The following is a 14096-nucleotide window of genomic DNA, read 5'->3' on the forward strand; positions in this document are numbered from 1 at the left end:
TTCTGCGAGTTGCTCAGCGGCAGCGCGTTGACGCCGTCCGACTTGACGTCCTTCTTCAGGTACTGGGCGTAGGAGTTCCAGAAGTCGGAGTCGGAGCGCGGCAGGTCGATCCCGATGGCGGGACTGTCGCCGCCCGCGCTGTCGGACCCCCCGCTGTCGCGGTTGCACGCGGTGAGGAGGCTGAGGGCCGCGACGACGGCGCCGACTGCGGCGGCGGTGGAGCGGGTGCGAGCGAGCTTCATGGCCGGGTTATCTCCTTAGCCAGGGCTGGGAGTCGCGCGGGGTAATTCCTCCGATGTATCTCGGAACGCCGAGGACGTTACGACGGCGTTGCCCGCGCTGACAAGGGGTCGTCCTCAACCGAATCCTTGGGCTTCTTGGGGTGTTGTCACGGAGTCGCACTGCCCCTAAAGTCGCAGTTCTGTCATTCCTCCGACCTCCGATGAATGAGTGCTGTCAAGCCAAGAGAGGCACCCCTTGACCGCAACCCCCGCCCGGATCATCGCGGTGGACACCCACGACGTCCGCTTCCCGACCTCGCGGGAGCTGGACGGCTCCGACGCGATGAACCCGGATCCCGACTACTCCGCCGCCTACGTCGTGCTGCGGACCGACGCCGGCGACGGGCTCGAAGGCCATGGCTTCACCTTCACCATCGGACGCGGCAACGATGTGCAGGTCGCCGCGATCGAGGCCCTGCGTCCGCATGTCCTCGGGCGGTCGGTGGACGAACTGTGCGCCGACCCGGGCTCCCTGAGTCGCGACCTGATCGGCGACAGCCAACTGCGCTGGCTCGGCCCCGAGAAGGGGGTGATGCACATGGCTGTCGGCGCGGTGCTCAACGCGGTGTGGGACCTGGCCGCCAAACGCGCCGGACAGCCGCTGTGGCGGCTGCTCGCCCATGCCGACCCCGAGTGGCTGGTCTCCCAGGTCGACTTCCGTTACATCGCCGACGCCCTCACTCCGCAGGAGGCCCTCAGCCTGCTGCGGGACGGGCAAGGCGGGCTGGCCGAGCGCGAGAGGGCCCTGCTGGAGCGCGGCTACCCCGGCTACACCACCTCGCCGGGCTGGCTCGGCTACTCCGACGAAAAGCTCACCCGGCTCGCCAAGCAGGCCGTCGCCGACGGCTTCACCCAGATCAAGCTCAAGGTGGGCGCCGACCTCGACGACGACCTCCGCCGGCTGCGCACGGCCCGCGCCGCCGTCGGTCCCGGGGTACGTATCGCCGTCGACGCCAACCAGCGCTGGAACATCGGCGAGGCCGTCTCATGGACCCGCGCCCTCGCCGAGTTCGGGCCGTACTGGATCGAGGAACCCACCAGCCCCGACGACATCCTCGGGCACGCGGCCGTCCGTGAGGCGGTGGCGCCGGTGAAGGTCGCCACCGGCGAACACGTCCAGAATCGCGTCGTCTTCAAGCAGCTTCTGCAGGCCGGTGCCATCGACGTACTGCAGATCGACGCGGCCCGGGTCGGCGGTGTCAACGAGAACCTCGCGATCCTGCTGCTCGCGGCGAAGTTCGGGGTGCCGGTGTGCCCGCATGCCGGCGGTGTCGGCCTGTGCGAACTCGTCCAGCATCTGGCGATGTTCGACTACCTGGCCCTGTCCGGGACCACCGAGAACCGGGTCATCGAGTACGTCGACCACCTCCACGAACACTTCACCGCGCCGGTGGTGATGCGCGACGGCCACTACACGGCCCCGCTCACCCCCGGCTTCTCCGCCGCCATGCACCCCGAGTCCCTCGCCGAATTCCGTTACCCGGACGGCACGTTCTGGGCCGCCGACCTCGCGGTGCGGCCCGCGGGCGCCTGAGCGTGAGCTGCGGGCCGGATCTCAGCCGGGCGGGATCCGCTCCACGTAGTACTCCAGGTCCTCAGTCGTGGGCCTCAGCGGCCCGTCCCGCAGGGCGAGCGCCGTCGCTTCGGCGCGCGAGGCGCTGCCGGGCTTGCGGAGCAGGTGCTCGACATGGCTGTGCACGGTCCGCGGGCGGCCGGCTCGGTCACCGTCGGCTTCATCGCAAGCAAGGGCGCGACCAACACCGCACCGACCGCGTTCACCCTCAACGGAGCTCCCTGCGCCACCAGTTGACCCGGATCCTCACCCACTGGCGGGGGCGGTGGGCGCACCGCCCCCGCCAGTCACGAATGCCGACGGGCCGACGGCCCGACCGGGAAAAGCGTTTGTCGAGGTTCGGCCCTCGCGTTAGGTTCGTCGCACTCTGAAGAAACAGCTCTCTGGAACCAACGCCGCAGTACGGGAGCAGGTCCGCGCAGGGCGCGCGGGGCCATGGAGGGGCGGCAGCTTCTGTTGTCATGCCCTCCGGAGGATTGCTCCCATGAAGATCGGTCTCGGTCTCCCCGTCGACGACCCCGCCCTGCTGCTGAGTTGGGCCCGGCGCGCCGACGCGGGTCGCTTCACCTCGCTCGGCCTGCTCGACCGGCTCGTCTTTCACAACCCCGAACCCCTGGTCACCCTGGCGACCCTCGCCGGCGCGACCTCCCGTATCCGCGTGCAGACCGAGGTGCTGATCGCACCCGTGCACAACACCGCCCTGCTGGCCAAGCAGACCGCGACCCTGGACCGTATGTCCGGCGGCCGCTTCACGCTCGGCATCGGCGTCGGCGGTCGTGAGGACGACTGCCTGGCCGCCGGCATCGACGTCCACCGGCGAGGCCGCCGCCTCGACGAGCAGATGGCCCTGCTGCGCCGGACCTGGGCCGGACAGCCGTACGGCGAAGGCGTCGGGCCGATCGGGCCCGCCCCCCTCACGCCCGGCGGACCGGAGGTGCTGTTCGGCGGCTTCGCCCCGGCGGCCGTCGAACGCGTCGGCCGGTTCGGCGACGGCTTCCTCGGCGCCGCGTTGCCGCCGAAGCTGATGGACGGCCTGTTTCGTGATGTGGAGACGGTCTGGGAGAGGTACGGCCGGCCCGGCCGCCCGCGGCTCGTCGCCCAGGTCAATGTCGCGCTCGGGCCGCCGAGCACGGTGGAGGAGGCCCGGCGGCACCTCATCGACTACTACGCCTTCACCGGCCGCGCCGACTACATCGTGAACGGGCTGCTCACCACGGCTGGGGAGATCCGCGCGGCGGTCGAGGCCTTCACCGGCATCGGCGCCGACGAGGTCATGCTCTACTGCTGGTCCTCGGACCCCGACCAGGTGGACCGGCTGGCCGAGGCGCTCTCCGTTAGTGATTGAAGTCTCAAACGTGGGGTGTCGTGGGTAATGTGTGCTCATGTCCACGACGCCCCGCTGGCTCAACGCCGACGAACGACGAGCCTGGCTGGCCTACGTCGACTTCTCCACCCTGCTCGCCGACCACCTCAACCGGCAGTTGCGGCGCGACGCCGGGATGACACACGCCGACTACAGCGTGCTGGCCTATCTCTCCATGGCCCCCGACAGCACCCTCGGCATGTCGGAGCTCGCCGAGCGGCTGAAGATCACGCGCAGTCGGCTCACCCATGCGGTGAACCGGCTGCGCGAGGTCGGTCTGGTCGACCGCAGGGAGGACCCGGCCGACGGCCGCGGCCAGCTAGCCTTTCTCACCGGCGAGGGCAAGGCCCTGCTGGAGAAGGTCGCCCCCGGCCATGTGGAGGCCGTGCGCCGTGTGGTGTTCGACGTCCTCACCCCCGAACAGGTGCGCCAGTTCGCGGAGATCGGCGAGGCGATCAGCCAGGCCCTGCACCGAGCCGAGAGCACCCACGCCAACCCCACGGTGCTGCCCTGGCGCCGCCGGTAGCGCCTGCCCGGGCGGGCAGGACCTGTCCGGCGGCGCGGGTAGGGCTGGTTCGGCCGGGCTGGTTCGGTCGGGTGGGTAGGGCCGGTTCGACGGCGTGGATAGGGGCTGGTTCGGTCGGGCGGGGCAGGGCCGGGCGGGTAGGGCCGGTCCGGCGGGGTGGGCCGGTTCGGCCGGTCCGGGGGGCTGGGTCGTCCGGCCGGGGGGTCGGGTGGGACCGATCGGCGCAAGGAATCCGTGGGGGATCGAGAAGAACCGGCCGACCGTGCGTACCTGGGGGTACCGGGGGCCGCGCGCCCCTCCGACCACGCCACCGATCCTAGGGACGTACCTCGTGAACGCAACCGCCGCCATCGGCGTCACCGGCCTCGGCGTGATGGGCCGCAACCTCGCGCGCAACTTCGCCCGCAACGGTTACACCGTCGCCGTCCACAACCGCTCCGCCGGACGCACCCGCGCGCTTGTCGAGGAGTTCGGCCACGAGGGCGCCTTCGTCCCCGCCGAGTCGGCCGCGGACTTCGTGGCCGCGCTCGAACGGCCCCGCCGACTGATGATCATGGTGCAGGCGGGTGCGGTCACCGACGCGGTCATCGAGGAGTTCGCCCCGCTCCTGGAGCCCGGCGACATGATCATCGACGGCGGCAACGCCCACTACGCCGACACCCGCCGCCGCGAGGAGGCCCTACGCGAGCGCGGCCTTCACTTCGTCGGCGCCGGCGTCTCCGGCGGCGAGGAGGGCGCGCTGAACGGGCCGGCCGTCATGGTCGGCGGCTCGACCGAGTCGTACGACGTCCTCGGCCCCATGTTCGAGTCGATCAGCGCGAAGGTCGACGGCGAGCCGTGTGCCACGCACATCGGCACCGACGGCGCCGGACACTTCGTCAAGATGGTCCACAACGGCATCGAGTACGCCGACATGCAGCTCATCGCCGAGGCGTACGACCTGCTGCGCCAGGTCGCCGGCTACACCCCGGCCGAGATCGCCGACGTCTTCCGCACCTGGAACGAGGGCCGGCTCGGCTCCTACCTGATCGAGATCACCGCCGAGGTCCTCGCCCACACCGACGCCGTCACCGGCAAGCCGTTCGTCGACATCGTCGCCGACGCCGCCGGCCAGAAGGGCACCGGCCGCTGGACCGTGCAGACCGCCCTGGACCTGGGCTCCCCGGTCACCGCCATCGCGCAGGCCACCTTCGCCCGCGCCGCCTCCAGCCAGGCCGAACTGCGCGCCGCCTACGCAGGGCTCCCCGGCGGCACCACGCCCCCGCTCAGCCGCACCGAGGCCACGCGCTTCACCTCCCAGGTCGAGCACGCCCTGTACGCGTCGAAGGTCATCGCCTACGACCAGGGCTGGAAGATGATCCTGGACGCGGCCGGCGAGTTCGGCTGGAAGATCGACCTCGGCGCGGTCGCCCGGATCTGGCGCGGCGGCTGCATCATCCGCGCCTCGTTCCTCGACCGTATCCGCGCCGCGTACGCCGCCGACCCGGACCTGGTCAGCCTGCTCGGCGAGATGGAGTTCGCCATGGAGATCACCGACGCGCAGGTGCCCTGGCGGGAGACCGTGGCCTCCGCCGCCCGCCGAGGCATCCCCGTCCCGGCCTTCTCCGCCGCGCTCGCCCACTACGACACGCTGCGCGCCGGCCGTCTGCCCGCCGCGCTCCTGCAGGGCCAGCGCGACTACTTCGGCGCCCACACCTACCAGCGCACCGACCGCCCCGGCGCCTTCCACACCCACTGGGCGGAGGCCGGCCGCCCGGAGACGTCGGCCTGACGGATCCCGGAACGAGCGGGGGCGGGGCACTCCACGAGTGCCCCGCCCTTCCGCGCGATGTCGGCGACCGCCGGCCGCATGCCCGTCGGTCAGACGGCCGGCGCCGGGTACGTCGGGTACTCCACCCCGGAGACGTGCTGGACGACGCGGACGACCTGGCAGGAGTAGCCGAACTCGTTGTCGTACCAGAGGTAGAGGATCGCGTTGTCGCCGTCGACCTTGGTGGCGCCGGCGTCGATGATCGAGGCGTGGCGCGAGCCGATGAAGTCCATCGAGACGGCATCCGGTGCCGTGGTGAAGTCGATCTGGCGCTTCAGCGGCGAGGTCAGTGACACCTCGCGCAGGTACTCCAGGACCTCGTCGCGGCTCGTCTCCCGGCCCAGGCGCAGGCTGAGGATCGCGATCGACACGTCCGGCACCGGGACCCGGATCGAGCTGCCGGTGATCGGCGCCTTGAGGTCGGGCAGCGCCTTGGCGACGGCCGACGCGGCGCCGGTCTCGGTGATGACCATGTTCAGCGGCGCCGAACGACCGCGACGGTCCGCCTTGTGGTAATTGTCCAGCAGGTTCTGGTCGTTGGTGAACGAGTGGACGGTCTCCACGTGGCCGCGCAGCACGCCGTACTCGTCGGCCATCGCCTTCAGCGGCGGGACGATCGCGTTGGTGGTGCAGGACGCGCAGGACAGGATCCGCTCGTCCGGCTTGATGGTGTCGTGGTTGACGCCGTGCACGATGTTCGGCACGTCGCCCTTGCCGGGCGCGGTGAGCACGACCTTGTCGACACCCGGCCGGAGGTGCTTGGCGAGGCCCTCGCGGTCGCGCCACTTGCCGGTGTTGTCGATGAGGATGGCGTTGTTGATGCCGTATGCCGTGTAGTCGACCTCGGTCGGGTCGTCGGCGTAGATCACCGTGATCTCGTTGCCATTGGCGATGATCTTGTTGTTCGCCTCGTCGACCGTGATCGTGCCCTGGAACTGGCCGTGGACGGAGTCGCGGCGCAGCAGCGAGGCGCGCTTCACCAGGTCCTGGTCGCCGCCCCCGCGCACCACGACGGCGCGCAGCCGCAGGCCGTTGCCGGAGCCGGACTTCTCGATGAGCAGGCGGGCCACGAGGCGGCCGATGCGGCCGAAGCCGTAGAGCACGACGTCGCGCGGCTCACGACGGTCGATCTTGTTCGCGCCCGCGGCGCCGGCCACCGCCTCGGCGGTGAAGTCGACCACCGACAGGCCGCGGTCGTCGGCCCGGTAGGTCGCGGCGAGCATGCCGATGTCGATCTGCGACGGCCCGAGGTCGAGTGTGGTGAGGGCCTGGAGGAAGGGCAGCGTCTCGGTGACCGAGAGCTCCTCGCCCGCGATCTGCCGGGCGAACCGGTGGGTCTTGAGGATGCTGACCACCGACTTGTTCACCAGGGAGCGGCTGTGCAGCAGGATCGTCACGTCCCGCTCGCGGTGCAGCTTCCCGATCATCGGGATCATCGACTCCGCGATCTCCTCGCGGTTCTTCCAGTCAGTGAACGAATCGTCGTTGAGCGTCACGGGCCTATCTTTCGAGCTAGGTGGCGCTCATATGCTAACCCCCGGGTCATTCGATCATTCAAGCGGGCCGGTGCTCAGGTGTGCAGGACGGTCGGGGCGGGCGCCTCGGCGGGGGAATGGAGAGGCGTCCGCCCCGACCGCCGGTCAGGGGAGGGAGAGCGTCATGAGGGAAGCCGGGCCGACGGGTACAACGCCTCCCGAACGCGTACGCCTGCGCCATCGCGTGCAGGTGTCACCGCCGCCGCCCGGTGCGCGGCGGCGAACAGCGCCTGCTTGTCGCGGAAGAGTCGCAGGAGGCTCCGCACTCATCCGCATCGCTCAGACCTCTTCGGGAGCCTGGCGGCGGCGCGGGATGCCGAGGGCGCACAGCGCGCCGGCGAACACCACCGCGACGCCCACCCACACCGCGGGACGCAGCCCGTCCACGAACTCCTGCGGTCCCCGCGTGCTGCCGTGCGCCACGAACACCGTGCTCAGTACGGCGATTCCGAGCGCGCCGCCGATCTCGCGGACCGTGGTGTTGGCGCCGGACGCCTTGCCCGCGTGAGACTTGGCCACCGAGCCCAGCACCACCGCCGCCGTCGGCGCGAACACGAAGCCCATGCCGATGCCGGCCACGATCATCGGGCCCACCAGCGACGAGTACTCCGTGTCGACGCCGGCCGCCAGATTGATCCAGCCCAGGCCGACGCCCTGCAGGAACAGGCCGAGGGCCATCAGCCGGCCGCCGCCCACCTTGTCGGTGAGCAGACCCGCCACGGGGGCGACGAACATCGGCATCAGCGTCCAGGCCAGGGTGCGCACACCGGCCTCCAGCGGGGTGCGCGGCGGCACGATCTGGAGGTACTGGGCCAGCAGGAACAGGGAGCCGAAGACACCGAAGTACATGGTCGCCGACACGATGTTGGTGAGGGTGAAGGCCCGCACCTTGTAGAACGACAGCGGCAGCATCGGCTCGGCGACCCGGGACTCCCACACGACGAACACGGCCAGCAGTACCGCGCCCGCCACGAACGCGCCCAGCACCTTCGCCGAGGTCCAGCCGTCCGGCTCGCCGTGCACGATCGCCCACACCACCGCGCACAGACCGGCCGCCGCCAGCACCATGCCGACCAGGTCGAGGCGGACGCCGGGCAGGGAGCTCTCCCGCAGGGCGAACAGCACCAGCGGGATCGCGATCACACACACCGGCACGTTGATCCAGAAGATCCACCGCCAGTCCAGGCCGTCGACCACCGCGCCGCCCACCACCGGGCCCATCGCCACGGCCAGACCGCTCACACCGGACCACACGCCCAGTGCCATCCCGCGCAGCCGGTCCGGCACCGCGTGGGACAGCAGGGTCAGCGACAGCGGCATCACGGCCGCCGCGCCGAAGCCCTGGATCGTACGGAAGGTGATCAACTGGGCGCTGGTGTCGGACAGTCCGCAGCCGATGGAGGCCAGCGTGAAGACGGCGATGCCGACGACGAAGACCATCCGCCGCCCGAACCGGTCGCCGAGCGCGGCGCCGGTCATGAGCAGACAGGCGAAGCTCAGCACATAGGCGTTGACGAACCACTGCAGTTCCTGTGTGTTCGCCTCCAGGTCCACGGCCAGGGTGTGCAGGGCGGTGGAGACGACGAGGTTGTCGAGCGCGACCATGAACATCGGCACGCTCGCCGCGACGATCGCGAGCCAGAGGGGTATGCGCCGGCCCCCGGTGTCGGGGGCGGAGGCGGCCGGCTCGTCGAGGACCGGGCTTTCTTCGGACAGCGTCATGGCGGGGGACTCTCCTAGGGTCTTTCGTTTGGATCAGGCCGGATCAGGGAGCGGGGTCTGGTGCCGTGCATCGCAAGGCGGAGGAGGGAGTCAGGGCGGAGCCCTGGTGACCGACGACATCGCGGCGAGGTGCGATGCCAGGGCCCGCGAGCCCGGCATGATCCAAACGAGAGGCCCTGGGCGTGGGGTGTCAGGCACCGGTGCGTTCCTGCTCGGCGAGGCGGCGCCGGGCGTCCTTCCAGTCGATCGGCAGATCCGCGGCGGGGACCTGCCAGAACGTGAAGACCGAGTCCTTCATCGTGGGCCGCAGCCCGTTCATGATCGACCGGTGCGGCTCGGTTTTCGCGTACGTGTAGAGCGCGTCCTTGTCCTCCCAGGCCGACAGGGTCCAGAAGGTGCGCTTGAAGGGCTGGGCGATCAGGGAGGCGCCGTACGCGCCGGGCGCGCCGGACACCTGCTTCCACGCGGCCAGCGATTCAAGGAAGAAGCGCGGCACGTCGCTGAGCGAGCGGACCTCCAGCCGGGACGCCATGACGAACGCCTCGGTGTCGGGTGCGGGGGTGCTGACGGTGGTCCAGCGCAGGGTGGGCATGGCTGATGCCTTCTCTCCGGCGGCGCGAAGGAATATTGGATACCTCTACTATCTATGTTAGACAGTAGAGGTATCCAGTTTTCAAGTGCAAGGCCGAACGACCGAACCGGAGCCGAACCGCATGCGAATCTCCGAGTTGAGCCGCCGCAGTGGCGTCTCCGTGACGACGATCAAGTACTACCTCCGCGAGGGCCTGCTCCCGTCCGGCCGTCAGACGGCCGCCACCCAGGCCGAGTACGACGACCAGCACCTGCGCCGACTCCGCCTGATCCGAGCCCTGACCGGCGTACGCGGTCTGTCGGTCAGCACCACCCGGGAGGTGCTCGACGCCCTCGCGGAGTACACGGGGGACACCCACCGTCTGCTGGGCGTCGCCCTCGGCGCCATCCGAGTGGGCGAGGCGCCCTCCGACGACGCATCTGAGGCCGCCGAAGTCGAGGCAATGGTCAAGGAGTTGGACTGGCACGTGCACGCGTCGGCACCCGCCCGGGCCGCCCTCGCCGAGACCCTCGGCTCCCTGCGCGCCCTCGGTGTCCCGCTCGACTGGCGGACCCTCCTGCCGTACGCGCAGCTCGCCGAGCGCACCGCGGTCCTCGACCTCGACCAACTCACCGGCCTCGACGACCCGTTGGAGGCCGCCGAGCGCGCCCTCCTGCTGACCGTCCTCCTGGAGCCCGCCCTGATGGCACTCAGGCGCATGGCCCAGGAAAACGAATCAGCCCGCCGCCACGCTCCCTAGGGCGTGTTTCGGAAGTAGCGTCGTCCGCCCGGAGGGCGGGGCCCGTGGCGTCCGGTGCGGTGCATCGCAAGGCGGAGGGTCGTCCGCGTACTGGGCGTATGCGGACGATCCCGACAACGCGGCGAGGCGCCGTGCCAGGCGTCGCGGGCCAGACGGGACTTTCGAAACACGCCCTAGCGACCCAGCTCGCGCAGTAGTTGGGCGGCGGCCTCCTTGCCCGAGGAGAACGCGGCCTCGTGCGAGCCGATCTGGTCGTGGTACTGCTGCTTGGAGTGGAAGTACGAGCCGCACAGCTTGACCCGGGGGCCGTCGTTGACGTCGTAGATGGTCGCTTGCGCGTCGCGCATCGCCATGTCGATGACCGGGTGCTCGTAGTGGAAGGTCCGGATGACCGACTCCTCACGGATCGGCAGCGGATAGTCGAGCGTGACGAAGTAGTCGGTCGTCGACTCGAAGTCGTGCAGCTTGTTCATGTAGTAGACGACGTACGTGCGCGGCTCCCCGTCCAGCGTCACCTTGCCGTAGTTCCACGCCTCCCACCGCCTCTCGTCGACCGGCATCACCGAGGCGTCGGTGTGCAGAACGACCGTGGAGGCGTTGTAGCGCAGCTCCGCGAGCAGCTTCTGCTGGGCCGGGGTGGGGTTCTCCAGCAGCGTGCGGGTGGTGTCGGCGTGGGTGGCGACGATCGCGTGGTCGAAGCGCTCCTCACCGGACCCGGTGCGTACGACGACCCCGTCCTCGAGCTGCCGGATTCCGGTGACCGGCTCGGACAGTCGCACCTTCGGGTCGATGGCGGCGAGCACCTTGCGCACATAGGAGACCGAACCCCCCGTCACGGTCCGCCAGTCGACACGGCGGCCGCCCAGGCCGCCCTCGTCGTGGGCCATGAAGAAGGCGATCACGGTCGTGGCGGGCATCTCCCAGATCAGCTCGGCCGGCACCGACCACACCGCGCTGCACAGCAGGATGAAGTAGCCGTGGCGGAACTCCTGGCTGTAGCCGTTGCGGTCGAGGTACTCGCCCATCGGCATGTTCGTGCGCTTGCGGAAGAAGTCCCGGCGGCCCTCCTCGTGGAAGCGCCGGGCCTCGCGCCAGATGGTCTGGAAGTACTCGGGGTAGCGCGCGACCACCTCCTCCTCCGGCAGGTCCAGCTCGGCGCTGCCGTACTGGAAGACGGAGTCGAGGTCGAAGAAGTTGAAGCCGGTCGGCAACGGCTGGGTCGTCACGCCCAGTTCGTCGAAGAACCCCGTCAGGTTGGGGTAGCCGGGCCGGTTGTGGACGACGAACGCGGTGTCCAGACCGAGGAGTTGGCCCCCGTCCTCCACCTCCACGGTGCTGGCGTGGCCGCCGTAGCGGTCCTCACGCTCGAACAGGGTGATCTCGGCGTGCTCGCGCAGGACATACGCTGCGGAGAGGCCGGCGACGCCACCGCCGACGACGGCGATGCTGGGCTTGGTGGGGGACATCGAAGCTCCTTACGGGGGTCAGCCGGACAGTGTGACGGTGCTCAGCCCGCCGGGGCGGGACTCTTCGGTGGCGACGGCCACCACGTGGTGCGGGGTCGGGCGCACAAGGTCGAAATGCCAGCTCCCGACGGGAAGTTCGGGGTCGTGAAGGCGAATGCGGGGGCCGGACAGGCCGGTGAACGCGAACGAGGACAGCGGGCGGCGCAGCCCGGTGCCGAGCGCCTTGAGGTAGGCCTCCTTGAGCACCCAGTGCGCGGCGACCCGCGTCGCCCGGGCCTCGGGGTCCACCACCGCCGCCAGGTCGGCCTGCTCCCGCTCGGTGAAGTGCTGCGGCAGGTGTGCCACGGCGTCGGCGCCGGCGGGCGAGACCTCGGCGTCCACACCGCAGGCCCGGCCGTCCTCCGTGACCACGCAGGCGATCAGACCGTCGGTGTGGGAGAGGTTGAAGCGCAGGCCCGAGCCGGCCGGCAGCTCCAGCTCCGGCCTGCCGTCCTCGGTGGTGCGAAACCGCCAGGCGCCGACCGGCTGGCCGGAGCGGGCGCTGAGCGCGTGCCGCGCCAGCAGCCGCGCGGCGACCCGGCGCAGTCGACCGCGCGCGACCCGCGTGCGCTCGCAGCGCGCCCGCTCGCCGTCGCTGAGCAGGGCCGTGCCGCCGAGACGGGCCACGAACGCCGCGGCGGCCGGCTCCGGCAGCAACCAGAGATGTCGGTCCGTCATCTCAGCTGTGGGCCAGCGGGAACTGCCAGTACGAGAACAGCCGGTGCTCCCGGTACTGGTGGCGCAGCACCCGCATCACCTCGTCGATGTCCGCCTGGTCGGTGATCGACTCGTGCGGGCGCAGATGCCGGCGCAGCCGCTCCAACTGGAGCAGCAGCACGGCCGCGTTGGGCAGCGGGTCCTCCAGCACCTCGTGCGAGTGGACGTAGGTGAGCACGCAGGCCGCGGTGGTGTGCAGCAGGCAGTACTGCTTGGCCAGGTCGAAGAGCTCGGCGCTCTGGCCGTACTCGCGACCGAGCCGGGCCTGGAGCGCGGTGCGCTTCTCGGCCAACTCCTCTGCGTGGTCCAGCAGTTCCTGCGCCGCGTCGGCGGCGCGCAGCAGCCTGCCGCGCTCCTCCTCCTTGGCGTCCACGGCCAGCTCCCGCAACCGGGCGAGCCCGTCGGGGGCGGCGAGCAGCGCGTCGTCCGCGCCCCGGCTGAACAGTTCCTGCTTCCACGGCTCGTACACCGGCAGTGGCCGGTGCATGCCGAACAGGGTGGCGGCCCGCTCGGCGGCCCGCGCCCTGGTCGCCGCGTCGGCGCCCCTCGCGCCGTCCAGCAGCCCGCCCAGCTGCTGGCCGAGGTTGCGCAGGTTCACCACCGTGTTGCCGTCGGCGAAGTTGGCGACCAGCAGATCGCGCAGCTTCTTCTGGAAGATGCCGTAGCGCGGATGGCCGCGCAGGAAGAAGCGGGCGCCGAGCACCACGCTGAGCTGGGACACCGTGCGTTCCAGCAGGGTCGGCAGGAAGTACTTGGCGACGGAGGTCCACACGCTGGTCTGCTCGGGGGCCGCCTGGAGGCTGCGGACCGCCCCGAGGCTCACCGCGTCGCAGATCATCAGGTCCGCGAAGGCCTCCGTGAGCTGACGGCGGCTGTAGGGAATGTCGCTGACGGCCTGACCGAAGATCATCCGCTGCTCGGTGAAGTCCAGCGTGAGGCGCAGCGCCGTGTCGGCCGCCGACATCGCCAGGCCGTTGATGACCGCGCGGGCGGCCTGGGTGGCCTTCAGGGCGATCTCCAGGCCCTGGCCTTCCGCGCCGATCAGGTTCTCCGCCGGCACGAACGCGTCGTCGGCGCGCAGCCCGCTGATGTCCATCCCGCGCAGCCCGTGCAGCTGCTCGCGGGGCAGCTCCCGGATGGTGTCGGCGGGGGTGCGCGCCTTGTCCAGCACGAGGATGGAGAAGGCCCCGGGGCCGGGCCGGTCGCCGGTGCGCACGAACAGCGTCATCCGGTCGGCCATGGTGGCGGTGCCGATCAGCCACTTCTCGCCGCTGACGAGATAGCCGCCGTCCACCTTGCGCGCGGTCATGTCACTGGCCAGGAGATCGCTGCCGTGGGCGCGTTCGGACAGCCCCCAGGACATGCTGTGGCCGTCCTTCATGTCCGCGATCAGCCGGCGCTTCTGCTCGTCGGTGCCGCCGATCCACACCGGCATGAACGCGAGGTTGTTGATCACCATGGCGGTGGCGGTGGACGAGCAGCGGCGGGCGACGATCCGCGCCAGGTTGAACCCGGTCTCCACGTTCCCGGCCCTGCCGCCCTGGGCGCCGGGCAGCGAGTACTCCGGCACGCCCCACCGGCGCACCATGCTGACCAGCGCGAACGGGTACTCCTCCCGCTCGTCGTAGGCCATCACCTGGTCGAACGGCATCCGGCTGGCCGGATCGTGCGGATCACCGAGAAAGCTTTCCAACCGCGCTGCGAGCGCCGTCAGTTCGTTCTTTGGCATGGGT

The 14096-nt window shown here is 70.5% G+C and carries 13 protein-coding genes and 1 pseudogene; 6 read left to right on the forward strand and 8 right to left on the reverse strand.

Translation table 11 applies throughout. The features are described 5' to 3' along the window. A pseudogene (locus tag ACIBTS_RS12775) lies at positions 1-242 on the reverse strand (sugar ABC transporter substrate-binding protein); the annotation flags it as partial. A gap of 235 nt (positions 243-477) precedes the next feature. Between ACIBTS_RS12775 and ACIBTS_RS12780 the strand changes: the two are divergent. After that, positions 478-1815, forward strand: a complete 1338-nt coding sequence (locus ACIBTS_RS12780; RefSeq protein WP_399318899.1) for an enolase C-terminal domain-like protein — start codon at positions 478-480, stop codon at positions 1813-1815. 21 nt (positions 1816-1836) lie between these two features. Here the strand turns inward: ACIBTS_RS12780 and ACIBTS_RS12785 are convergent, their stop codons facing one another. Further along, on the reverse strand, positions 1837-1980 hold the full coding sequence (locus ACIBTS_RS12785; protein WP_399318901.1) for a hypothetical protein: 144 nt from the start codon (positions 1978-1980) through the stop codon (positions 1837-1839). Here ACIBTS_RS12785 and ACIBTS_RS12790 point away from each other — a divergent pair. From ACIBTS_RS12790 to gndA, 4 genes are all read left to right on the forward strand, one after another. Then, complete coding sequence (locus ACIBTS_RS12790) at positions 1969-2091, forward strand: hypothetical protein (RefSeq protein ID WP_399319313.1); 123 nt, start codon at positions 1969-1971, stop codon at positions 2089-2091. The genes ACIBTS_RS12785 and ACIBTS_RS12790 overlap by 12 nt on opposite strands. Before the next feature lie 247 nt (positions 2092-2338). After that, positions 2339-3199, forward strand: coding sequence for an LLM class flavin-dependent oxidoreductase (locus ACIBTS_RS12795; RefSeq protein ID WP_399318903.1), 861 nt, complete (start codon positions 2339-2341; stop codon positions 3197-3199). Between the two features lie 37 nt (positions 3200-3236). Further along, a complete protein-coding gene (locus tag ACIBTS_RS12800; protein ID WP_319677441.1) occupies positions 3237-3743 on the forward strand; it encodes a MarR family winged helix-turn-helix transcriptional regulator in 507 nt (168 codons plus the stop codon). Between the two features lie 331 nt (positions 3744-4074). Continuing rightward, positions 4075-5514 (forward strand): NADP-dependent phosphogluconate dehydrogenase, encoded by a 1440-nt coding sequence (gene gndA, locus ACIBTS_RS12805; RefSeq protein ID WP_079664357.1) that lies wholly within the window; start codon positions 4075-4077, stop codon positions 5512-5514. Positions 5515-5603: 89 nt separating this feature from the next. Here the strand turns inward: gndA and ACIBTS_RS12810 are convergent, their stop codons facing one another. The 3 genes from ACIBTS_RS12810 to ACIBTS_RS12820 form a co-directional block, all read right to left on the reverse strand. Then, complete coding sequence (locus ACIBTS_RS12810) at positions 5604-7049, reverse strand: glyceraldehyde-3-phosphate dehydrogenase (protein ID WP_399318905.1); 1446 nt, start codon at positions 7047-7049, stop codon at positions 5604-5606. 318 nt (positions 7050-7367) lie between these two features. Continuing rightward, complete coding sequence (locus ACIBTS_RS12815; RefSeq protein WP_399318907.1) at positions 7368-8810, reverse strand: MFS transporter; 1443 nt, start codon at positions 8808-8810, stop codon at positions 7368-7370. 190 nt (positions 8811-9000) lie between these two features. Continuing rightward, entirely contained in the window at positions 9001-9402 is a 402-nt protein-coding gene (locus tag ACIBTS_RS12820; protein ID WP_399318909.1) for a DUF3291 domain-containing protein, read from the reverse strand. A gap of 121 nt (positions 9403-9523) precedes the next feature. Here ACIBTS_RS12820 and ACIBTS_RS12825 point away from each other — a divergent pair, with 121 nt between their 5' ends. Then, the gene (locus tag ACIBTS_RS12825; RefSeq protein WP_399318910.1) at positions 9524-10141 is read left to right on the forward strand and encodes a MerR family transcriptional regulator; all 618 of its coding nucleotides are present in this window, start codon (positions 9524-9526) and stop codon (positions 10139-10141) included. Between the two features lie 173 nt (positions 10142-10314). On the opposite strand, the gene ACIBTS_RS12830 is transcribed toward ACIBTS_RS12825, so the two are convergent. Genes ACIBTS_RS12830 through ACIBTS_RS12840 form a run of 3 tightly spaced genes read right to left on the reverse strand, consistent with a single transcriptional unit; the run spans position 10315 to position 14092 of the window. Then, complete coding sequence (locus ACIBTS_RS12830; protein WP_399318912.1) at positions 10315-11607, reverse strand: NAD(P)/FAD-dependent oxidoreductase; 1293 nt, start codon at positions 11605-11607, stop codon at positions 10315-10317. Between the two features lie 18 nt (positions 11608-11625). Beyond that, positions 11626-12324 carry a 4'-phosphopantetheinyl transferase family protein gene (locus ACIBTS_RS12835; protein ID WP_399318914.1) on the reverse strand — a complete coding sequence of 233 codons (699 nt, stop codon included), beginning with the start codon at positions 12322-12324 and terminating at the stop codon, positions 11626-11628. A gap of 1 nt (position 12325) precedes the next feature. Further along, positions 12326-14092, reverse strand: a complete 1767-nt coding sequence (locus ACIBTS_RS12840; RefSeq protein ID WP_399318916.1) for an acyl-CoA dehydrogenase family protein — start codon at positions 14090-14092, stop codon at positions 12326-12328. Between the last annotated feature and the right edge of the window lie 4 nt (positions 14093-14096).

This window comes from Streptomyces sp. NPDC050121, from assembly GCF_044460385.1.
GTDB lineage: Bacteria > Actinomycetota > Actinomycetes > Streptomycetales > Streptomycetaceae > Streptomyces > Streptomyces soliscabiei.